Source organism: Pseudomonas khorasanensis, from assembly GCF_014268505.2.
Taxonomy (GTDB): domain Bacteria; phylum Pseudomonadota; class Gammaproteobacteria; order Pseudomonadales; family Pseudomonadaceae; genus Aquipseudomonas; species Aquipseudomonas khorasanensis.
On the sequence record NZ_JABWQP020000015.1, the window covers coordinates 36,885 to 57,038 of the forward strand.

A 20,154-nucleotide genomic window follows, 5' to 3' on the forward strand; every position below is an offset into this window, starting at 1 on the left:
CCTGTCAGTGATGCTGCGTATCGCCCGCTGCGGTGTCGATGCTCACCACCACCGACATGCCCGGCCGCAGGCGTTCTTGCTCCTGCTGGTCGGGATCGATGGTGATGCGCACCGGCACGCGCTGGGCGATCTTGACGAAGTTGCCGGTGGCGTTGTCGGCCTGCAGCAGCGCAAACTCCGAGCCGGTGCCCGGTGAAATATGCTGCACGTGGCCAGTGAATTTTCGGTGATTCAAGGCATCGACGGTAAAGCGCACCGGTTGCCCGACACGCACGTTGGCCATTTGGGTTTCCTTCATATTGGCGATCACCCATTTCTGATCCGGCACCAACGCCATCAGCTGCGCACCGGAGTTGACGTAGGCACCGAGGCGCACGCCGATCTGGCCAAGCTGGCCGTCGCGCGGGGCGACAATCCGCGTATTCGACAGGTCGATCCGCGCCAGTTGCACCGCCGCTTCAGCGCTGGCCACCGCCGCCTCCAGCGAGCCGCGATTGACGATCACCGTCTGCAGGTCCTGGCGGGCGATTTCCAGATTGGCCCTGGCCTGTGCCACCGCCGCCGTCGTCTGCGCGTCGGCGGCCAGGGTCACGTCGAATTCACGTTTGGAAACCGAACCGTCACGCACCAACTCCTGATTTCGACGAAGGTCCGCTTCGCTCTTGCGCAACTGCGCCTGACTGTCGGCCAAGACTGCCTGACGCAATTTTATTGTCGCCTCGGCGCTGTTGCGTTGCTGCACAACGTTGGCCAGCGCACCCTTTTGCACAGCCAGTTGCGCCAGTGCCTGATCGAGGCGTTGCTGGTAAATGCGGTCGTCCAGGCGCACCAGCAAATCCCCGGCCTTGACGTACTGAAAGTCCTGCACCGGCACCTCAAATACATAGCCGCTCAGTTGCGGCCCGATGATCGTCACCTGCCCGCGGACCAAGGCGTTTTCGGTGGTTTCGACGGCGCTGCTGAACGGCGGCAGTTGCCAGGCGTACAACACGACCAATACCCCGACGATGGCAATCGCCGCGAACCCCAGTGAAGAAATAATCCGCACCCGCAATGAACGCGGCTCTGTGTTGGGTGCTGACGGCGGCGCTTCACCTTCGGGCGTGGCGGCAATGGCATTGGTGGTCGTGGTGGTCGGTTCGGTCATGAAGAAGTAGCGCCGCTGGAAGGTCCGGTGGGTGTCGGTTCGACGGTTTTGGTGGTGCTCATCAGCCACAGTGCCCGGATCGAAATCCAGATCATGGTCAGCACTGCAATCACCGCGATCAGCATGAAGACATCGTTATAGGCCAACACGTTCGCTTCACGCGTCGCGGCATTGGCCAGGCTGCGAATACCCGCCAGGTTACGCAGGCTCGGGTCGGCGAGCAGCGAACCGAAGGCCGAGCCGCCGCTTTGCACCCGTGCGGCCACTAATGGATCGGACATCACCAGATGGTCGACGATGTGGCTGGAATGAAACTTCTCGCGCACGATCTGGAACGTGCCCAGCAGTGCTGCGCCCAGCAGACCACCGAGGTTATTGCAGATCCCGAACAGGACGGAGAAGCTGATCAGATTACGCGGATTGGTCAGTACGTTACGCGTGCCCAGAACCATGGTCGGGCCAAGGAAAAACGTACTGCCGAACGCCAGCAGGAACTGGCTGAAATAAAGGTTTTCGGGGCGGGTCAGGTTGTTGGAAAAACTGTCCATCACCGAGCCCGTGGCCATCAGCGCCAACGAGATGATCAGCGGCATCAGCAGATGCTTGGGGTTGATGGTCAGGGCGCTGATCAGCAACCCGGCGACGCTGCCCAGCAACATGACCACATACAGGCTGTGCAATTGCTGACTGCTCATGTTGAGGTTCTGCATGAAGCCGACCGCGCCGGTGGATTGCTCGGAGGTGACCATGCGAATCAGCACCACCGCCAACGCCAGCCGCACCATCGCCCCGCTGCCGAGCCAACGGGTCATCAGCATCGGGTTGCTGCGGTTATGTTCGATGGCCAGCCCCATGATGATCAACGCAATCGAGCACGCCAGTGCAATGCCGATCCAGTCGGCTTCCAGCCACCAGTCGATGCGTCCCAGCGACAGCACTGCGCACAATAATGCGACGCCTGTGGCGAGGATTGCGAAGGTCAGAAAGTCGAGTTTTTCAAAGGTCTTGAAGCGATCACCGGGCGGTAGCTTGAGCAGCAACACGCAACCGAGCGAGAGCAACGCCATGCCCAATTCGAACAGGTACAGTCCGCGCCATTCGGCGATCTGCAAAAGGTCTTCGGAAAACAGCCTCGCCAGCGGCAGCGCCAATTGGGACGTGCCGAGGCCGAGCACCAGCGCCTTCAGCCGCCACTTCGCCGGAAACGCCTGAACCATGTAATACAGCCCCAGCGAAGTCAGCGCCGCGCCGACCATGCCGTGCGCAGCACGCACCGCCACCGCGGAATTCAAATCGTTGACGAACAAGTGGCCGAAGGTCACCAGCGCGTACAGCACGAGAAATACTTCGGTGAACGCGCGCAAACCGAACTGCTGGCGAAACTTCACCAGCAGCAGGTTCATCGACACGTTGGTCATTACATAGGCCGCCGGCAGCCAGGCCATCTCCGCCGTGGTCGCGCCGAGCGAGCCTTGCAGATAAGGCAGATTGGCTACCACCAGCGAATTACCCAAACCACCCGTCACGGCGACCAGCACACCGACCGCCGCATACGCCAGGCGTTTTGGCGTGGAGTGCAACGGTGTCGAGGGGGAACCGGGCAGGCTTGGCTTTTCGTGAGGCTGCCAGTTGCGCGGGGCGTATTTATCCATGGATCGGCCTGGTGCTGGGGGTGAGGGAAGTTTGCCGCAATTTCACTGGCAACACACGACTCGACGGACACCAAGGAACCCTGTGGGAGCGAGCCTGCTCGCGAAAGCGCTGTGTCAGTCGACAACTTCATTGGATGAAAGTCTGCATTCGCGAGCAGGCTCGCTCCCACAGGGGCCGGCGTCGCGCCGGGAGTCGTCGTATAACTTCCAGTTGACATTCCCTGAAAATCTGGGAAATATCCGCATCCATGTTGTACGACGACGTATGACAAATAATAAAAACAACAATCGATCCAGGGAGCGTCACAGTGAGCACACTCGACCGCAATTCCGTCCGCCCTTCCCGTTTTTCCGTCACTCGTCCACGCGTCGCCTTCAGCCTGATCGGCTACAGCAGCCTTGCCTTGGCTGTGCCGATGAGCGCCGAGGCCGAAGGGTTCCTCGAGGACAGCAAAGCCACGCTGAACCTGCGCAATGCCTATTTCAACCGTAACTTCGTCAACCCGGCCAACCCGCAAGGCAAGGCTGAAGAGTGGACGCAGAACTTCATCCTCGACGCCAAATCCGGCTTCACCCAGGGCACGGTAGGTTTCGGTCTCGACATCCTGGGCATGTACTCGCAGAAACTTGATGGCGGCAAAGGCACCGGCGGCACACAGCTGCTGCCGATTCACGACGACGGCCGGCCGGCAGACAACTTCGGTCGCCTCGGCGTAGCGTTGAAAGCGAAAGTTTCGAAAACTGAATTGAAGGTCGGCGAATGGATGCCGGTGCTGCCGATCCTGCGTTCCGATGATGGCCGTTCCCTGCCGCAGACATTCCGCGGCGGCCAGATCACCTCCACCGAGATCAACGGCCTGACCGTTTACGGCGGCCAGTTCCGCGGTAACAGCCCGCGCAACGACGCCAGCATGGAAGACATGTCGATGAACGGCCGGGGCGCGTTCACTTCCGATCGCTTCAACTTCGGCGGCGGCGAATACAGCTTCAACGAAAAACGCACCATGGTCGGCGTGTGGTACGCCGAACTCACTGATATCTATCAGCAGCAATATTTCAACCTCAGCCACAGCCAGCCCATGGGCGACTGGACGCTGGGTGCCAACCTCGGTTTCTTCACCGGCAAGGAGGATGGCAGCGCCCAGGCCGGCGATCTCGACAACAAAACCGCGTTCGCCCTGCTGTCAGCCAAATACGGCGGCAACACGTTCTACGTCGGCTTGCAGAAACTCACCGGCGACGATGCCTGGATGCGGGTCAACGGCACCAGCGGCGGCACGCTGGCCAACGATAGCTACAACGCCAGTTACGACAACGCCAAAGAGCGCTCCTGGCAGTTGCGTCACGACTATAATTTTGCCGCTCTCGGCGTGCCTGGCCTGACCCTGATGAACCGCTACATCAGTGGCGATAACGTGCACACCGCCACCACCAACGATGGCAAGGAATGGGGCCGCGAATCGGAACTGGCCTACACCGTACAGAGCGGGCCGCTGAAAAGCCTAAACGTGAAATGGCGCAACGCGACCATCCGCCGCGACTTCAGCACCAACGAGTTCGATGAGAACCGGATCTTTATCAGCTATCCGATTTCGTTGTTGTAAGGCGTTACCGAATCACCACCCTGCGGGAGCGAGCCTGCTCGCGAAAGCGCCAGACCAGTTGATTGTTTGTAACTGGCACACCGCCTTCGCGAGCAGGCTCGCTCCCACAGGGGACTGCATTGCACGGCGGGTGTCGGGTGTTGAAAACCAACCCGCCCTTCCGTCATCTACACCCAAAGTCGCGTTGACAAGATCCAGAAACCCTAACGATACTTCAGCGCAGTCATACGACAACCTACAACAAACCTAATAACAACGTGTTCAGGGATTGCCATGACGTCTACTTCTACCCCCCGCGCTCCATTCAATCGCCTTCTGCTAACCGGTGCTGCCGGCGGGCTGGGCAAAGTTCTGCGCGAACGCATGCGTCCTTACGCCAATGTCCTGCGCCTGTCCGACATCGCCGCCCTTGAACCGGCCCGCGATGAACACGAAGAGATCGTCGTCTGCGATCTGGCCGACAAGCAAGCCGTGCATCAACTGGTCGATGGCGTCGATGCGATCCTGCATTTCGGCGGCGTTTCGGTTGAGCGGCCGTTCGAAGAGATCCTCGGCGCCAACATCAGCGGCGTTTTCCACATCTACGAAGCAGCGCGGCGACATGGCGTGAAGCGCGTGATTTTTGCCAGCTCCAACCACGTCATTGGTTTCTATAAACAGGACGAAAAACTCGACGCCACCTCCGCGCGCCGTCCCGACGGTTACTACGGCTTGTCCAAGTCCTACGGCGAAGACATGGCCAGTTTCTACTTCGACCGCTATGGCATCGAAACCGTCAGCATCCGCATCGGCTCCTCGTTCCCCGAGCCGCAGAACCGCCGGATGATGCACACCTGGCTGAGCTTCGACGACCTCACGCAGCTGATCGAACGCTCGCTGTACACGCCGAACGTCGGTCACACCGTGGTCTACGGCATGTCCGATAACAAGGATGTCTGGTGGGACAACCGCTACGCCAGCCACCTCGGCTTTGAAGCGAAGGACAGCTCGGAAGTGTTCCGCGACAAAGTCGAAGCGCAGCCGATGCCGGCCGCCGATGACCCGGCTCGGATCTATCAAGGCGGCGCCTTCGTGGCTGCAGGCCCGTTCGGCGACTGAGCGTTCCACTTGATCCCCTCCAACAAGAACCAAGGGAATGAGTATGCAAGCCGAATTGATCGTCGACGCCCGCAACGCAGTGGGTGAAAGCCCGGTCTGGGTGCCTGAGGAAAACGCGCTGTATTGGGTCGATATCCCCAACGGCGGACTGCAACGCTGGAGCGCCGACACCGGTCACGTCGCGTCGTGGAAAGCCCCGCAAATGCTCGCGTGCATCGCTCGCCACAGCGCGGGTGGGTGGGTCGCCGGCATGGAAACCGGTTTCTTCTGTTTGCACCCGCACAGCGACGGCAGCCTCGACAGCGAATTGCTCGCCACCGTGGAGCACAGCCGCGCCGACATGCGCCTCAACGATGGTCGTTGCGACCGTCAGGGTCGTTTCTGGGCGGGGAGCATGGTCCTCAACATGGGCCTGAACGCGCCCGAAGGCCGGCTTTATCGCTACGGCGCCGGGCAGTCCGGTGTGATCGAGGCGCAACTCGACGGGTTCATCGTGCCCAACGGCCTGGGCTTCAGCCCGGACGGAAAAACCATGTACCTGTCAGATTCGCACCCCGACGTGCAACTGATCTGGGCGTTCGATTACGACACCGAGACCGGCACGCCGTCGAACCGCCGCGTCTTCGTCGACATGAATCACTTTCCTGGCCGTCCCGACGGCGCCGCCGTGGATGCGCAAGGCTGCTACTGGATCTGCGCCAACGACGCCGGACTGATTCACCGCTTTGCCCCGGACGGCCGCCTCGATTTCTCGCTCGAAGTACCGGTGAAGAAACCGACGATGTGCGCCTTCGGCGGCAGCAACATGGACACCCTGTTTGTCGCCTCGATTCGTCCCGGCGACGACCACGATCCGCAATCCCTGGCCGGCGGCGTGTTCGCCCTGAAGCCCGGCGTCAAAGGCCTTGCGGAGCCAACGTTCAACGATTTGCCTTAAGACCCTCTGCTGCACCGCTGCGCCTTGAACACAAAAATAACAAGACTGGAGACTCACCCCCATGAACTTCAAACGCACCTTGCTCGCCGCTGCACTCCCGCTGATGTTTACCCTCGCTGGCGCCGCTCAGGCACTGGAACTTAAAGTCGCCGACATCCACCCCAAGGGTTATCCAACCACGGTGGCGGAAGAAAGCATGGGCAAAATGCTGACCAAAGAGACCAATGGCGAGCTGACCTTCAAGTACTTTCCAGGCGGTGTGCTGGGCTCTGAAAAGGAAGTCATCGAGCAGATGCAAGTTGGCGCGATACAGATGTCCCGGGTCAGCCTGGGAATCGTCGGCCCTGTCGTACCGGACGTGAACGTCTTCAACATGCCGTTCATCTTCCGTGACCAACAGCACATGCGTAACGTGATCGACGGCGAAGTCGGCGATGCGATCCTCGACAAGATCACCAACTCCGAATTCGGCCTGGTGGCCCTGGCCTGGATGGACGGCGGCACGCGCAACATCTACACCAAGAAACCGGTGCGCAAGCTCGAAGACCTCAAGGGCATGAAAATTCGCGTCCAGGGCAACCCGATGTTCATCGAGATGATGAACGCCATGGGTGCCAACGGTATCGCCATGGACACCGGCGAAATCTTCAGCGCCCTGCAGACCGGCGTGATCGACGGCGCGGAAAACAACCCGCCGACCCTGCTCGAACACAACCACTACCAGAACGCCAAGTTTTACAGCCTGACCGGTCACCTGATTCTGCCAGAGCCGATCGTGATGTCGAAAATCACCTGGGAGAAACTGACCCCGGATCAACAGACGCTGGTCAAGAAAGCCGCCAAGGCCGCCCAGGCCGAGGAGCGTGTGCTGTGGGACGCGAAGTCCAGCGCCAGTGAGGAAAAACTCAAGGCCGCCGGCGTCGAGTTCATCACGGTCGACAAGAAACCCTTCTACGACGCCACGGCCCCAGTGCGGGCCAAGTATGGCGCGCCGTATGCCGACCTGATCAAGCGTATCGAAGACGTCAAGTAACGCCTCCTGTTCCGTATTCATGAAAAAGGCCCGGCGCGCCTGAAGTTCAGGCGCGCCCGGTTACGGTGAAACCCGATGAAGAATTTGCTGCTGCGTATCAACGATAAGATCTACATGACGTGCATCTGGGTGGCCGGCCTTTCCGTTCTGGCAGTTTCCCTGATGATTCCCTGGGGCGTGTTTGCCCGCTACGTGCTCGGCACCGGCTCGAGCTGGCCCGAGCCCACGGCCATCCTGCTGATGATCGTGTTCACCTTCATTGGCGCCGCTGCCAGCTACCGCGCCGGCGCGCACATGGCCGTGGCCATGTTGACCGACCGCATGCCACCGCATCTGCGGAACGCAGCGTCAATTTTTTCCCAATTGCTGATGGCCCTGATCTGCATCTTCATGACGATCTGGGGATTCAAATTGTGCATGTCCACCTGGAACCAGTTCATGGCGTCCCTGCCCACCCTGCGTGTGGGCGTGACCTATTTGCCGATTCCCGTGGGCGGTTTGCTGACCCTGGTTTTCGTCCTGGAAAAACTCTTTCTGGGTGACCAGAGCAAACGTCGGGTCGTGCAGTTCGATCTGGTTGAAGAAAGTGAAGGTGCCGTTTAATGGACGCTCTAATTCTGCTGGGCAGTTTTATCGTATTGATCCTGATCGGCATGCCGGTCGCCTACGCCCTCGGCGCCGCCGCCCTGATCGGTGCGTGGTGGATCGACATCCCCTTCCAGGCCGTAATGATTCAGGTGGCGGGCGGGGTGAACAAATTCTCACTGCTGGCCATTCCGTTCTTCGTGCTGGCCGGCGCGATCATGGCCGAAGGCGGCATGTCGCGCCGGTTGGTGGCGTGCGCCGGTGTGATGGTGGGCTTCGTGCGTGGCGGCCTGTCACTGGTCAACATCGTTGCCTCGACCTTCTTCGGCGCGATCTCCGGTTCGTCGGTGGCCGACACGGCGTCGGTGGGTTCGGTGCTGATTCCGGAAATGGAGCGCAAGGGTTATCCGCGCGACTTCTCCACCGCCGTGACCGTCAGCGGTTCGGTGCAGGCCCTGCTGACCCCGCCAAGCCATAACTCGGTGCTCTACTCCCTGGCTGCCGGCGGTACCGTTTCGATCGCCTCGCTGTTCATGGCGGGCATCGTGCCGGGCTTGCTGATGAGCGCGTGCCTGATGGTGCTGTGCCTGATCTTCGCGAAAAAGCGCAACTACCCCAAGGGCGAAGTGATCCCGATGCGCCAGGCGCTGAAAATCGTCGGCGAAGCCCTCTGGGGCCTGATGGCGATGGTGATCATCCTCGGCGGTATTCTCTCCGGCATCTTCACTGCCACCGAATCGGCCGCTATCGCCGTGCTGTGGTCGTTCTTCGTGACCATGTTCATCTACCGCGACTACAAGTGGCGTGAACTGCCCAAGCTGATGCACCGCACGGTGCGCACCATCTCCATCGTGATGATCCTGATCGGCTTCGCCGCCAGCTTCGGCTACATCATGACGCTGATGCAGATCCCGGCGAAGATCACCACGATGTTCCTGACCCTGTCGGACAATCGCTACGTGATCCTGATGTGCATCAACGTCATGCTGCTGATGCTCGGCACTGTGATGGACATGGCGCCGCTGATTCTCATCCTCACGCCGATCCTGATGCCGGTGATTCTCGACATCGGCGTCGATCCGGTGCAGTTCGGCATGATCATGCTGGTCAACCTGGGGATCGGATTGATAACACCGCCCGTGGGCGCGGTGCTATTCGTCGGCTCCGCCATCGGCAAGGTCAGCATTGAAAGCACCGTCAAAGCGCTGCTGCCCTTCTACGCGGTGCTGTTCATGGTGTTGATGCTGGTGACCTACGTGCCGGCACTGTCGCTGTGGTTGCCTAACCTGGTGTTGTAACGCTTATTTGTGGCGAGGGAGCTTGCTCCCGCTCGGGCGCGCAGCGGCCGCTCTTTAAGGGCCTGCTGCGCAGTCCAGCGGGAGCAAGCTCCCTCGCCACAGGTTTTGCTTCAAGCGCGAAACAGCATGTACCCCGCCACCACCAGACACACACTGGCAAATCCCACCTGCAACGCCCGCGCCGGCACCCTCGCACACAGCTTGCGACCGATGATCATACCGACCACGCTGGCGACAATGAACGACGCCCCCAGGCTGTCGATTCGCACGCCGGCATGGAACGCACCAATCACCCCGATGGCGGAAATCAGGCTGATCACCATCAACGACGTCGCGACGATGCCGCGCATCTGCACGTCGGTCAGTTGCTTGAACGCCGGCACAATCAGAAAGCCGCCACCGACACCGAGCAAGCCTGACACCACCCCGGTCACCGCGCCCAATGCCGCCAGCGTCGCGGTGCATTTGGCGGTCCAGTCGAAACGCCCGGTCTGTTCATCGAGCATGCAGTTTTTCTGACCCCAACTGGCGTGCCCGTGATCGCTCGGCCCCGCCTGCTGACGTTCACGCCGAAGCATGCGCCAGGCGACCATGACCATCAGCAGACTGAACAAAATCATCAGGATCTTCTCGGGCAATTGATGCGCGAAGTGGATACCCAGCGGCGAAAACACCGCGCCCAGCGCCGCGATCAACAGCGCTGCCCGATAGCGCACAAGCCCATGACGCAAACCGTCGATCGCGCCGACCGCCGCTGCGCTGCCGACCGCAAACAACGCCACCGGCGCCGCTTGCGTCATCGTCCAGCCAAGCCCGAGCACCAGCGCCGGCACCGCGAGAATCCCGCCGCCGGCCCCGGTCAACCCGAGCACCAGCCCCATCACCACGCCAAACAGACTTGCCAGCAACATAGGGGATTCTCAGTCGACCTTCGACAGGCGCGTCAGCCACTCGCGGCCCTTGAGCATGCCGTTCCAGTAAAACCACGGCAGCAACGTCGCCTTCAGCCACCAGGCCGAACGCCTCGGCACGGTCGGGTCCAGCGGGAAGGTCGGCAGCAGTTTTCCGCCATAGCCGAACTCGGCAAGGATCACCTTGCCCTTCTCCACCGTCAGCGGACAGGAACCGTAGCCGTCGTACTTCAATGGCAGCGGATGTTGCTTGCGCTGAGCCAGGAGATGTTGCGCGACCACGACGACTTGCTTGCGCACCGCCGCTGCGGTTTTAGCATTACTGGTGCCGCAGATATCGCCCAGTGCGAACACTTCGGGGTAACGTGGATGCTGCAGGCTGTGCGGATTGACTTCGCACCAGCCGGCGGCATCGGCCAAGGGACTTTGCGCAATGAAGTCGGGCGAGACCTGTGGCGGCACGACGTGCAGCAAATCGAAGGTTTTCGCTTCGCGGGTGACGTTGCCGTCGGCGTCCTTCATCTCGAACCACGCGGTTTTCGCCGGGCCGTCGACCTTGACCAGATTGGCATTGAACGCCAATTGCGCGTTGTACTGTTCGATGTATTTCATCAGCGGCGGGACGAAGGTCGCCACACCAAACAGCGCTGCGCCCGCCAGGTTGAATTCAACGTGAATGTTGTGCAGCACGCCGGATCTGCGCCAGTGGTCGCAGGACAGGTACAGCGCTTTTTGCGGTGCGCCCGCACACTTGATCGGCATCGCCGGCTGGGTGAACAGCGCCCGGCCATCGCGCAGTTTCTGCACCTGATCCCAGGTGTACTGCGCATGCTGATAGCTGTAATTGGACGTCACGCCATGCTGACCGAGGCTTTCCTGCAAGCCTTCGATTTTCTCCCAGGCCAGACGCAGGCCGGGGCAGACGATCAGGTTCTGATAGCTGACGGTGCGTTGATCGTCGAGGGTCAGTTGGCGGGTGTCGGGATCAATGGCGCTGACGCTGGCCTGAATCCACCTGGCCTGGCGCGGCATGACTTTACTCATCGGCCTGACGGTGTTTTTCACGTCAAACGCACCGCCGCCGACCAGCGTCCAGGCCGGTTGATAGTAATGCTGTGAACTCGGTTCGATGACGGTGACGTTGAGGTGCGGATCACGCTTGAGCAGGCTGGCGACAAAACCGATGCCAGCCGTTCCGCCGCCGATGACCACGATGTCCGCACTGATGGATGGGCCCCAGTGTTGATCGTTCATTGCTTGTTCCTTTTGCTGCACGCAAGGATTAGTCCGGTTAAAACCACGAAACCTGTGGGAGCTGGCTTGCCAGCGATGGGGGCTTCGCCAGCCGACATTGATGACGACTGACACTCCGCCATCGCTGGCAAGCCAGCTCCCACAGGTTCGGTGCGTTGCATGAGCTTATGGCTGTTCCCAACTCTTGAGCACTGCCCCGCAATAAAGCCCGGACAGAGTCTTCATCACCTGAATCACTTCGTGACTGGCCAGGCCATAAAAGATGTATTTGCCCTCACGGCGGGTCGCGACCAGGCCTTCGTCACGCAAGATGCCCAGTTGCTGGGACAGCGTTGGCTGACGCACGCCGGTCATGGTTTCCAGTTCGCCGACGTTGCGTTCGCCCTGGGTCAGTTGGCACAGGATCAACAGTCGATCCTCATTGGCCAGGGCCTTGAGCAACGCGCAAGCTTTGGACGCCGAGGCGCGCAGTTGGGCGACTTCACATTCGGTCAGACTGGATTGCATTTGCATGAGGCCTTGAAGGTCACTTAAGCTGCGAACATTATGTTTTTACATAAAGTGTTGCAACCCTGAATTCCCCTGCACAGGTTTTACCCATGCCCGCCTTGATTGAAGCGTTTCTCGACCCCGCCTCCTCGACCTACAGCTACGTGGTCTATGAAGACGACGGCAGACTCTGCGCAATCGTCGATCCGGTGCTCGATTACGACGGGGCCGCCGGGCGAACCTGCACGGCGCAAGCGGACAGGATCATCGCGTTCGTGCGTGCGCATCAGTTGCAAGTACAGTGGTTGCTCGAAACCCACGCCCACGCCGATCACCTGTCCGCCGCGCCGTACCTGCGCCGTGAACTGGGCGGCAAAATTGCAATTGGCGAGTCGATCAGCAAAGTGCAGAACGTGTTCAAGGCACTGTTCAATCTGGAGCCGGAATTCTGTGTCGATGGCTCGCAGTTCGACCATCTGTTTGCGCCGAACGAGTCGTTCATGATCGGCAACCTCAAGGCCACCGCCCTTCATGTACCCGGCCATACGCCGGCGGACATGGCGTATCTGATCGATGGCGAGCAGATCCTCGTCGGCGACACCTTGTTCATGCCCGATGTCGGCACGGCGCGCTGTGATTTCCCCGGCGGCAACGCACAGCAACTGTTCAAATCGATTCAGAAATTGCTCGCCTTTCCCGCCAGCGTGAAACTTTACGTTTGCCACGACTACCCGCCCGAAGGCCGCGCCTCGCAGTGCCAGACCACGGTGGGTGAACAGCGTAAAAGCAATATTCATGTGCATGACGGCATCGATGAAGCGGCGTTCGTTGAGATGCGCACACAGCGTGATGCCGGACTGGGCATGCCGACGCTGTTGCTGCCGGCGATTCAGGTGAACGTGCGGGCGGGGAATTTTCCGGCGGCGGAAGGCAACGGCGTGGTTTACCTGAAGATCCCGCTTAATTCGCTATAGCCATATTGGCAACACTGATCGTTCCCACGCTCCGCGTGGTAACACCGCCGGGGACGCTCCGCGCTCCGCCTCGCGAAGTGACGCAGAGCGTCACGGGATGCATTCCCACGCAGAGCGTGGGAACGATCTTTCTTACGCCCCTAACGTGAGTCCATTAGCCGGCAGTGGCAACGCCGTTTTATAGCGCACCTGCTTCAGCGCGAAGCTTGAACGGATGTTCGCCACGCCGGGCACCTTGGTCAGAAAGTCCATCATGAAGCGCTCCAGCGACTGAATCGTCGGCACCAGCACCCGGATCAGGTAATCCGGGTCGCCGGCCATCAGGTAGCACTCCATCACTTCGGGGCGATCAGATATCGCCTGTTCGAAATGCTGCAACGCCTCCTCCACCTGTTTCTCCAGGCTGACGTGAATGAACACATTCACATGCAAGCCCAACAGGTCGGCATCGAGCAGCGTGACCTGCTCGCGAATCAGGCCCAACTCTTCCATCGCCTTCACCCGGTTGAAGCACGGCGTCGGCGACAGATTCACCGAGCGTGCAAGGTCGGCGTTGGTGATGCGCGCGTTCTCCTGAAGGCTGTTGAGAATGCCGATGTCGGTACGGTCCAGTTTGCGCATGAGACAAAACCACCTGTTTTTTATGTTTATGCAGAATTTCTATCTGCAAATGATCGCCAGTGCAACGAAACAGAGAGAAATATTCTTCTTGCCCGAGCCTATGATTGTTGTAGGACAAGATTTCCTCTACCCAGGAATGACTGCCAGCTCACTACAAGAAATTCACAAGATCGAGCGTAGAAGCCATGACCCAAGCGTATGAACCGCTGCGCCTGCACGTCCCTGAACCCTCGGGCCGTCCCGGCTGCAAAACCGACTTCTCCTACCTGCATCTGACCGATGCCGGTACGGTGCGCAAACCTCCCATCGACGTAGAACCTGCCGACACCGCCGACCTGGCCCGCGGCCTGATTCGCGTGCTCGACGATCAGGGCAACGCTCTCGGCCCATGGGCTGAAAACGTGCCGGTCGAGATTCTGCGCAAAGGCATGCGCGCCATGCTCAAGACGCGCATCTACGACAACCGCATGGTGGTCGCCCAGCGTCAGAAAAAGATGTCGTTCTACATGCAGAGCCTTGGCGAAGAAGCCATCGGCAGCGCCCAGGCCCTGGCCTTGAACATCGACGACATGTGCTTCCCGACCTATCGCCAGCAAAGCATCCTGATGGCCCGCGAAGTGCCACTGGTTGATCTGATCTGCCAACTGCTGTCCAACGAGCGCGATCCGCTCAAGGGCCGTCAGTTGCCGATCATGTACTCGGTCAAGGACTCGGGCTTCTTCACCATTTCCGGCAACCTCGCCACGCAGTTCATTCAGGGCGTGGGCTGGGGCATGGCGTCGGCGATCAAGGGCGACACCAAAATCGCCTCGGCGTGGATCGGTGACGGCGCCACCGCCGAATCGGACTTCCACACCGCCCTCACCTTCGCCCACGTTTACCGCGCGCCGGTGATCCTCAACGTGGTCAACAACCAATGGGCAATCTCAACCTTCCAGGCCATCGCCGGCGGTGAAGCCACCACCTTCGCCGGACGCGGCGTCGGTTGCGGCATCGCCTCCCTGCGTGTGGATGGCAACGACTTTTACGCGGTGTACGCGGCGTCCGCCTGGGCTGCCGAACGTGCCCGCCGAAACCTCGGCCCGACCATGATCGAGTGGGTGACCTATCGCGCCGGCCCTCACTCGACGTCCGACGATCCGTCCAAATACCGCCCGGCCGATGACTGGAGCCATTTCCCGCTCGGCGATCCGATTGCGCGTCTGAAACAGCACCTGATCAAGGCCGGCCACTGGTCGGAAGAAGAGCACACCGCCGTCAGCGCCGAACTCGAAGCCGAAGTGATTGCCGCGCAAAAAGAAGCCGAACAGTACGGCACCCTCGCCGGTGGCCAGATCCCGAGCGCCGCGACCATGTTCGAAGACGTCTACAAAGAGATGCCGGAGCACTTGAAGCGCCAGCGTCAGCAGCTGGGGGTCTGACATGAACGATCACAACAACAATATCCAGGTGGAAACCGCCATGACCACGACCACCATGACCATGATCCAGGCGTTGCGCTCGGCCATGGATGTGATGCTTGAACGCGACGACAACGTCGTGGTGTTCGGTCAGGACGTCGGCTACTTCGGCGGTGTGTTCCGCTGCACCGAAGGCCTGCAGACCAAGTACGGCACTTCGCGCGTTTTCGACGCACCGATCTCCGAAAGCGGCATCGTCGGCGTCGCCGTCGGCATGGGCGCTTATGGCCTGCGCCCGGTGGCTGAAATTCAGTTCGCCGACTATGTTTACCCGGCTTCCGACCAGATCATCTCTGAAGCGGCGCGCCTGCGTTATCGCTCCGCTGGCGAATTCACCGCGCCGATGACCCTGCGCATGCCTTGCGGCGGCGGCATTTATGGTGGCCAGACCCACAGCCAGAGCATCGAGGCGATGTTCACTCAGGTTTGCGGTCTGCGCACGGTGATGCCGTCCAACCCGTACGACGCCAAAGGTCTGCTGATCGCCTCCATCGAAAACGATGATCCGGTGATCTTCCTTGAGCCGAAACGCCTGTACAACGGCCCGTTCGACGGCCATCACGACCGCCCTGTTACCCCATGGTCGAAACACCCTGCCGCGCAAGTGCCGGATGGCTACTACACCGTGCCGCTGGACGTCGCCGCGATCACTCGCCCGGGCAAAGACGTGACCGTTCTGACCTACGGCACCACCGTTTACGTCTCGCAAGTCGCGGCTGAAGAAAGCGGCGTCGACGCCGAAGTCATCGACCTGCGCAGCCTGTGGCCGCTGGACCTGGAAACCATCGTCAAGTCCGTGAAGAAAACCGGTCGCTGCGTCGTGGTCCACGAGGCCACGCGCACCTGCGGTTTCGGCGCCGAACTGGTGTCGCTGGTGCAAGAGCATTGCTTCCATCACCTGGAAGCGCCGATCGAACGCGTCACCGGTTGGGACACGCCCTACCCGCACGCGCAAGAGTGGGCGTATTTCCCAGGGCCGTCCCGAGTGGGCGCGGCGTTGAAACGGGTCATGGAGGTCTGAATGGGCACGCACGTTATCAAGATGCCGGACATCGGCGAAGGCATCGCAGAAGTGGAATTGTCGCAGTGGCACGTCAAGGTCGGCGACCTGGTGGTTGAAGATCAGGTGCTGGCGGACGTGATGACCGACAAGGCGATGGTCGATATTCCATCGCCCGTACACGGCAAAGTCATTGCGCTCGGTGGCCAGCCGGGTGAAGTGATGGCGGTCGGCAGTGTGCTGATCAGCATCGAAGTGGAAGGCGCGGGCAATGTGAAAGAGTCTGCCGCACCGGCACCAAAGCCAGCGGCGGAACAAGCCCCTGAAGCCCCGAAAGCGCAGGCGGCAGTAGAGAACAAGCCTGCGCAAGCCGCCGCGCCGCGCCCTGTTTGCCAGGGCCCGATGGTCGCCCGTGAGGCGAACGAACGCCCACTGGCTTCCCCGGCCGTGCGTAAACATGCGTTGGATCTGGGCATTCAATTACGTCTGGTGCGCGGTTCCGGCCCGGCCGGGCGCGTGTTGCACGAAGACCTTGAGGCGTATCTGGCCGAGGGGCAGTCGAATGCCTCGGCACCGGTTGCAGCCGCGTACGCTCAGCGCAAAGATGAAGAGCAGATTCAAGTGATCGGCATGCGCCGCAAGATCGCTCAGCGCATGCAGGACGCCACCCAGCGAGCCGCCCATTTCAGCTACGTCGAGGAAATCGACGTCACCGCGATTGAAGAGCTGCGCGCCCACTTGAATGAAAAACACGGCGCCAGCCGTGGCAAGTTGACCCTGCTGCCGTTCCTCGTCCGCGCGCTAGTCGTGGCCCTGCGCGATTTTCCGCAGATGAACGCTCGTTACGACGACGAAGCCCAAGTCATCACCCGCCTGGGCGCGGTGCATGTCGGCGTCGCCACGCAAAGCGATGTCGGCCTGATGGTGCCGGTGGTGCGTCACGCCGAAGCCCGCAGCCTGTGGGACAGCGCTGCAGAAATCTCGCGTCTGGCGAGCGCCGCACGCAATGGCAAGGCCAGCCGCGACGAATTGTCCGGCTCGACCATCACCCTGACCAGCCTCGGCGCGCTGGGCGGAATTGTCAGCACGCCAGTGTTGAACCTGCCGGAAGTGGCCATCGTCGGCGTCAACAAAATCGTCGAACGGCCCATGGTCGTCAAAGGCCAGGTGGTGATCCGCAAGATGATGAACCTCTCCAGCTCCTTCGATCACCGCGTGGTCGATGGCATGGACGCGGCGCTCTTCATCCAGGCCATTCGTGGCTTGCTCGAACAACCTGCCACTTTGTTTGTGGAGTAAGGCACGCATGCAATCCTTGAACACTAAGCTGCTGATCATCGGCGGCGGCCCCGGCGGTTACGTCACAGCAATTCGCGCCGGGCAACTGGGCGTTCCGACGATTCTGGTCGAAGGCCAATCGCTGGGCGGCACCTGCCTGAACATCGGCTGCATCCCGTCCAAAGCGCTGATTCACGTCGCTGAGCAGTTTCACCAGACGCAACATCACAGTCAGCATTCGGCGCTGGGCATCAGCGTTTCCGCGCCCTCTCTGGACATCGGTAAAAGCGTCGAGTGGAAGGACGGTATCGTTGATCGCCTGACTACCGGGGTTGCCGCACTTCTGAAAAAGAACAAAGTTCGAGTCATCACCGGCTGGGCGAAAATCGTTGATGGCAAAACCGTCGAGGTCGGCGATATGCGCATCCAGTGCGAACACCTGGTGCTGGCCACCGGTTCCACCAGCGTCAACCTGCCAATCCTGCCCATTGGCGGGCCGATCATCTCTTCCACCGAAGCGCTGGCGCCGACGTCGGTGCCAAAACGCCTGACCGTGGTCGGCGGCGGTTATATCGGCCTGGAACTGGGCATCGCTTATCGCAAGCTCGGCGCCGAGGTCAGCGTGGTCGAGGCGCAGGATCGCATCCTGCCGGCCTACGACGCGGAACTGACGCAGCCGGTGCATGACACGTTGAAGCAACTGGGAGTCAAGCTGTACCTCAAGCACAGTGTGCTGGGTTTCGATGGCAAGCTGCAGGTGCGCGACCCGGAAGGCGAAATCCTGAATCTGGAAACCGATCAGGTCCTCGTCGCCGTGGGCCGCAAACCCAATACTCAGGGCTGGAACCTCGAAGCGTTGAACCTGGACATGAACGGCTCGGCGATCAAGATCGACAACCGCTGCCAGACCAGCATGCGCAATGTCTACGCGATTGGTGATCTGAGCGGCGAGCCGATGCTGGCTCACCGCGCCATGGCGCAGGGCGAAATGGTCGCCGAGCTGATCGCCGGCAAATCCCGCGAGTTCAACCCGACCGCCATCGCCGCCGTGTGCTTCACCGATCCGGAACTGGTAGTGGTCGGCAAGACCCCGGACGAGGCCAATGCCGCTGGCCTGGACTGCATCGTTTCGAGCTTTCCATTCGCCGCCAATGGCCGGGCGATGACGCTGGAATCAAAAAACGGCTTCGTGCGCGTGGTCGCACGTCGCGACAACCATGTGATTGTCGGTTGGCAAGCGGTGGGCGTTGGCGTGTCCGAGTTGTCGACGGCATTCGCGCAAAGCCTGGAAATGGGCGCGCGGCTGGAGGACATCGGCGGCACCATCCACGCACACCCGACCCTGGGCGAAGCGGTGCAGGAAGCGGCGCTGCGTGCGCTGGGGCATGCGCTGCACCTGTAACGCAAGACCCTGTGGCGAGGGAGCTTGCTCCCGCTGCGCTGCGAAGCGGCCCCAAACCCAGCTCACTCTGTGCATCTGATGCACCGCGGCGGCCGGTTTTACCAGTGCTGCGCACTGGAGCGGGAGCAAGCTCCCTCGCCGCAAATAAGGTGGAACATTCAGGAATGATGGGGATTTAGTAAGCAAGCTACTATTTTTACCAATCCCTCCATCGTCCGGGCTGCGAAACCGCTCAAGAATGAAGTATTGTTGTGCCCATCCAAAAAAACGTCAGAAGCCTTGAACCGTTTCGGCGGTTGTTCAGTGATAGAGGGTGTCATGGGTAACGAAAGCATCAATTGGGACAAGCTGGGTTTTGACTACATCAAGACCGACAAACGCTATCTGTCGTACTTTCGCGATGGCGAATGGGACAAAGGCACCCTGACCGAAGACAACGTGCTGCACATCAGCGAAGGCTCGACTGCCCTTCACTATGGCCAGCAGTGCTTCGAAGGCATGAAGGCCTATCGTTGCAAGGACGGCTCGATCAACCTGTTCCGTCCAGACCAGAACGCCCTGCGCATGCAACGCAGCTGCGCGCGCCTGCTGATGCCGCAGGTTGACACCGAGCAATTCATCGAAGCCTGCAAGGACGTGGTTCGCGCCAACGAGCGCTTCATCCCGCCTTATGGCACCGGCGGCGCGCTCTACCTGCGTCCGTTCGTGATCGGCGTAGGTGACAACATCGGCGTGCGTACGGCGCCCGAGTTCATCTTCTCGATCTTCTGCATCCCGGTCGGCGCCTACTTCAAGGGCGGCCTGACCCCGCACAACTTCCAGATCTCCAGCTACGACCGCGCCGCCCCACAAGGCACCGGCGCCGCCAAGGTCGGTGGCAACTACGCCGCCAGCCTGATGCCGGGCTCGAAAGCGAAGAAAGCCAACTTTGCCGACGCGATCTACCTGGACCCGATGACCCACACCAAAATCGAGGAAGTCGGTTCGGCCAACTTCTTCGGGATCACCCACGACAACAAGTTCGTGACCCCGAACTCGCCGTCCGTTCTGCCAGGTATCACCCGCCTGTCGCTGATCGAACTGGCCAAATCGCGTCTGGGCCTGGAAGTGGTTGAAGGCGACGTGCTGATCAGCAAACTGGCGGACTTCAAGGAAGCCGGTGCCTGCGGTACCGCCGCCGTGATCACGCCGATTGGCGGCATCAGCTACAACGATCACCTGCACGTGTTCCACAGCGAAACCGAAGTGGGCCCTGTCACCCAGAAGCTTTACAAAGAGCTGACGGGCGTGCAGACCGGCGACATCGAAGCGCCAGCGGGCTGGATCGTCAAGGTTTGAATTGACGGTTGTTGATGTAAGAAAGCCCTCCATCGAGTGATTGATGGGGGGCTTTTTTGTGGGCCGCAGAAAA

18 protein-coding genes are annotated in these 20,154 nt (G+C 60.6%); 12 read left to right on the forward strand and 6 right to left on the reverse strand.

Features of this window, described 5'->3' with window-relative positions; genetic code table 11:
* Positions 1-4: 4 nt before the first annotated feature.
* Both HU727_RS22725 and HU727_RS22730 read right to left on the reverse strand, forming a co-directional pair.
* The gene (locus tag HU727_RS22725; RefSeq protein ID WP_186533909.1) at positions 5-1,147 is read right to left on the reverse strand and encodes an HlyD family secretion protein; all 1,143 of its coding nucleotides are present in this window, start codon (positions 1,145-1,147) and stop codon (positions 5-7) included.
* Positions 1,144-2,799, reverse strand: a complete 1,656-nt coding sequence (locus HU727_RS22730) for an MFS transporter (protein WP_186533908.1) — start codon at positions 2,797-2,799, stop codon at positions 1,144-1,146. Before HU727_RS22730 ends, HU727_RS22725 begins: the two co-directional genes overlap by 4 nt.
* Before the next feature lie 308 nt (positions 2,800-3,107).
* On the opposite strand from HU727_RS22730, the gene HU727_RS22735 reads away from it, so the two are divergent.
* The 6 genes from HU727_RS22735 (at position 3,108) to HU727_RS22760 (ending at position 9,354) form a co-directional block, all read left to right on the forward strand.
* Positions 3,108-4,403, forward strand: coding sequence for an OprD family porin (locus HU727_RS22735; protein WP_186533907.1), 1,296 nt, complete (start codon positions 3,108-3,110; stop codon positions 4,401-4,403).
* Positions 4,404-4,676: 273 nt separating this feature from the next.
* Positions 4,677-5,501: an NAD-dependent epimerase/dehydratase family protein gene (locus HU727_RS22740; RefSeq protein ID WP_186533906.1), complete on the forward strand. Its 825-nt coding sequence runs from the start codon at positions 4,677-4,679 to the stop codon at positions 5,499-5,501.
* 43 nt (positions 5,502-5,544) lie between these two features.
* The gene (locus HU727_RS22745) at positions 5,545-6,438 is read left to right on the forward strand and encodes an SMP-30/gluconolactonase/LRE family protein (RefSeq protein WP_186533945.1); all 894 of its coding nucleotides are present in this window, start codon (positions 5,545-5,547) and stop codon (positions 6,436-6,438) included.
* Between the two features lie 61 nt (positions 6,439-6,499).
* Entirely contained in the window at positions 6,500-7,471 is a 972-nt protein-coding gene (locus HU727_RS22750) for a TRAP transporter substrate-binding protein (protein WP_186533905.1), read from the forward strand.
* Positions 7,472-7,546: 75 nt separating this feature from the next.
* On the forward strand, positions 7,547-8,074 hold the full coding sequence (locus HU727_RS22755) for a TRAP transporter small permease (protein ID WP_186533904.1): 528 nt from the start codon (positions 7,547-7,549) through the stop codon (positions 8,072-8,074).
* Positions 8,074-9,354, forward strand: a complete 1,281-nt coding sequence (locus HU727_RS22760; protein WP_186533903.1) for a TRAP transporter large permease — start codon at positions 8,074-8,076, stop codon at positions 9,352-9,354. Before HU727_RS22755 ends, HU727_RS22760 begins: the two co-directional genes overlap by 1 nt.
* A gap of 110 nt (positions 9,355-9,464) precedes the next feature.
* Here the strand turns inward: HU727_RS22760 and HU727_RS22765 are convergent, their stop codons facing one another.
* The 3 genes from HU727_RS22765 to HU727_RS22775 all read right to left on the reverse strand — a co-directional run bounded on the left by HU727_RS22765 (position 9,465) and on the right by HU727_RS22775 (position 12,026).
* Positions 9,465-10,265: a sulfite exporter TauE/SafE family protein gene (locus HU727_RS22765; protein WP_186533902.1), complete on the reverse strand. Its 801-nt coding sequence runs from the start codon at positions 10,263-10,265 to the stop codon at positions 9,465-9,467.
* 9 nt (positions 10,266-10,274) lie between these two features.
* The gene (locus HU727_RS22770) at positions 10,275-11,519 is read right to left on the reverse strand and encodes an NAD(P)/FAD-dependent oxidoreductase (RefSeq protein WP_186533901.1); all 1,245 of its coding nucleotides are present in this window, start codon (positions 11,517-11,519) and stop codon (positions 10,275-10,277) included.
* Positions 11,520-11,684: 165 nt separating this feature from the next.
* Complete coding sequence (locus HU727_RS22775; protein WP_008086967.1) at positions 11,685-12,026, reverse strand: ArsR/SmtB family transcription factor; 342 nt, start codon at positions 12,024-12,026, stop codon at positions 11,685-11,687.
* 92 nt (positions 12,027-12,118) lie between these two features.
* Here HU727_RS22775 and HU727_RS22780 point away from each other — a divergent pair, with 92 nt between their 5' ends.
* Positions 12,119-12,982 (forward strand): MBL fold metallo-hydrolase, encoded by an 864-nt coding sequence (locus HU727_RS22780; protein WP_186533900.1) that lies wholly within the window; start codon positions 12,119-12,121, stop codon positions 12,980-12,982.
* 132 nt (positions 12,983-13,114) lie between these two features.
* Here HU727_RS22780 and bkdR read toward each other — a convergent pair whose 3' ends face one another.
* A complete protein-coding gene (bkdR, locus tag HU727_RS22785; RefSeq protein WP_186533899.1) occupies positions 13,115-13,603 on the reverse strand; it encodes a Bkd operon transcriptional regulator BkdR in 489 nt (162 codons plus the stop codon).
* Between the two features lie 185 nt (positions 13,604-13,788).
* Between bkdR and HU727_RS22790 the strand changes: the two genes are divergently transcribed.
* The 5 genes from HU727_RS22790 to HU727_RS22810 all read left to right on the forward strand — a co-directional run bounded on the left by HU727_RS22790 (position 13,789) and on the right by HU727_RS22810 (position 20,081).
* Positions 13,789-15,024 carry a 3-methyl-2-oxobutanoate dehydrogenase (2-methylpropanoyl-transferring) subunit alpha gene (locus HU727_RS22790; RefSeq protein WP_186533898.1) on the forward strand — a complete coding sequence of 412 codons (1,236 nt, stop codon included), beginning with the start codon at positions 13,789-13,791 and terminating at the stop codon, positions 15,022-15,024.
* Position 15,025: 1 nt separating this feature from the next.
* Entirely contained in the window at positions 15,026-16,084 is a 1,059-nt protein-coding gene (locus HU727_RS22795) for an alpha-ketoacid dehydrogenase subunit beta (protein WP_186533897.1), read from the forward strand.
* Entirely contained in the window at positions 16,085-17,362 is a 1,278-nt protein-coding gene (locus HU727_RS22800) for a dihydrolipoamide acetyltransferase family protein (protein ID WP_186533896.1), read from the forward strand. It abuts the gene before it with no gap.
* A 7-nt stretch (positions 17,363-17,369) separates the two neighbouring features.
* On the forward strand, positions 17,370-18,743 hold the full coding sequence (lpdA, locus tag HU727_RS22805) for a dihydrolipoyl dehydrogenase (RefSeq protein ID WP_186533895.1): 1,374 nt from the start codon (positions 17,370-17,372) through the stop codon (positions 18,741-18,743).
* Positions 18,744-19,061: 318 nt separating this feature from the next.
* Entirely contained in the window at positions 19,062-20,081 is a 1,020-nt protein-coding gene (locus HU727_RS22810; protein WP_186533894.1) for a branched-chain amino acid aminotransferase, read from the forward strand.
* Positions 20,082-20,154 lie beyond the last annotated feature (73 nt).

Bases quoted from the DNA above. Each gene is read 5' to 3' on its own strand.
- HU727_RS22765 (WP_186533902.1), bottom strand. From the start codon at position 10,265: ATGTTGCTGGCAAGTCTGTTTGGCGTGGTGATGGGGCTGGTGCTCGGG.
- lpdA (WP_186533895.1), top strand. From the start codon at position 17,370: ATGCAATCCTTGAACACTAAGCTGCTGATCATCGGCGGCGGCCCCGGC.
- bkdR (WP_186533899.1), bottom strand. From the start codon at position 13,603: ATGCGCAAACTGGACCGTACCGACATCGGCATTCTCAACAGCCTTCAG.
- HU727_RS22750 (WP_186533905.1), top strand. From the start codon at position 6,500: ATGAACTTCAAACGCACCTTGCTCGCCGCTGCACTCCCGCTGATGTTT.
- HU727_RS22740 (WP_186533906.1), top strand. From the start codon at position 4,677: ATGACGTCTACTTCTACCCCCCGCGCTCCATTCAATCGCCTTCTGCTA.
- HU727_RS22800 (WP_186533896.1), top strand. From the start codon at position 16,085: ATGGGCACGCACGTTATCAAGATGCCGGACATCGGCGAAGGCATCGCA.
- HU727_RS22770 (WP_186533901.1), bottom strand. From the start codon at position 11,519: ATGAACGATCAACACTGGGGCCCATCCATCAGTGCGGACATCGTGGTC.
- HU727_RS22745 (WP_186533945.1), top strand. From the start codon at position 5,545: ATGCAAGCCGAATTGATCGTCGACGCCCGCAACGCAGTGGGTGAAAGC.
- HU727_RS22775 (WP_008086967.1), bottom strand. From the start codon at position 12,026: ATGCAATCCAGTCTGACCGAATGTGAAGTCGCCCAACTGCGCGCCTCG.
- HU727_RS22790 (WP_186533898.1), top strand. From the start codon at position 13,789: ATGACCCAAGCGTATGAACCGCTGCGCCTGCACGTCCCTGAACCCTCG.
- HU727_RS22810 (WP_186533894.1), top strand. From the start codon at position 19,062: ATGGGTAACGAAAGCATCAATTGGGACAAGCTGGGTTTTGACTACATC.
- HU727_RS22725 (WP_186533909.1), bottom strand. From the start codon at position 1,147: ATGACCGAACCGACCACCACGACCACCAATGCCATTGCCGCCACGCCC.
- HU727_RS22760 (WP_186533903.1), top strand. From the start codon at position 8,074: ATGGACGCTCTAATTCTGCTGGGCAGTTTTATCGTATTGATCCTGATC.
- HU727_RS22755 (WP_186533904.1), top strand. From the start codon at position 7,547: ATGAAGAATTTGCTGCTGCGTATCAACGATAAGATCTACATGACGTGC.
- HU727_RS22730 (WP_186533908.1), bottom strand. From the start codon at position 2,799: ATGGATAAATACGCCCCGCGCAACTGGCAGCCTCACGAAAAGCCAAGC.
- HU727_RS22795 (WP_186533897.1), top strand. From the start codon at position 15,026: ATGAACGATCACAACAACAATATCCAGGTGGAAACCGCCATGACCACG.
- HU727_RS22780 (WP_186533900.1), top strand. From the start codon at position 12,119: ATGCCCGCCTTGATTGAAGCGTTTCTCGACCCCGCCTCCTCGACCTAC.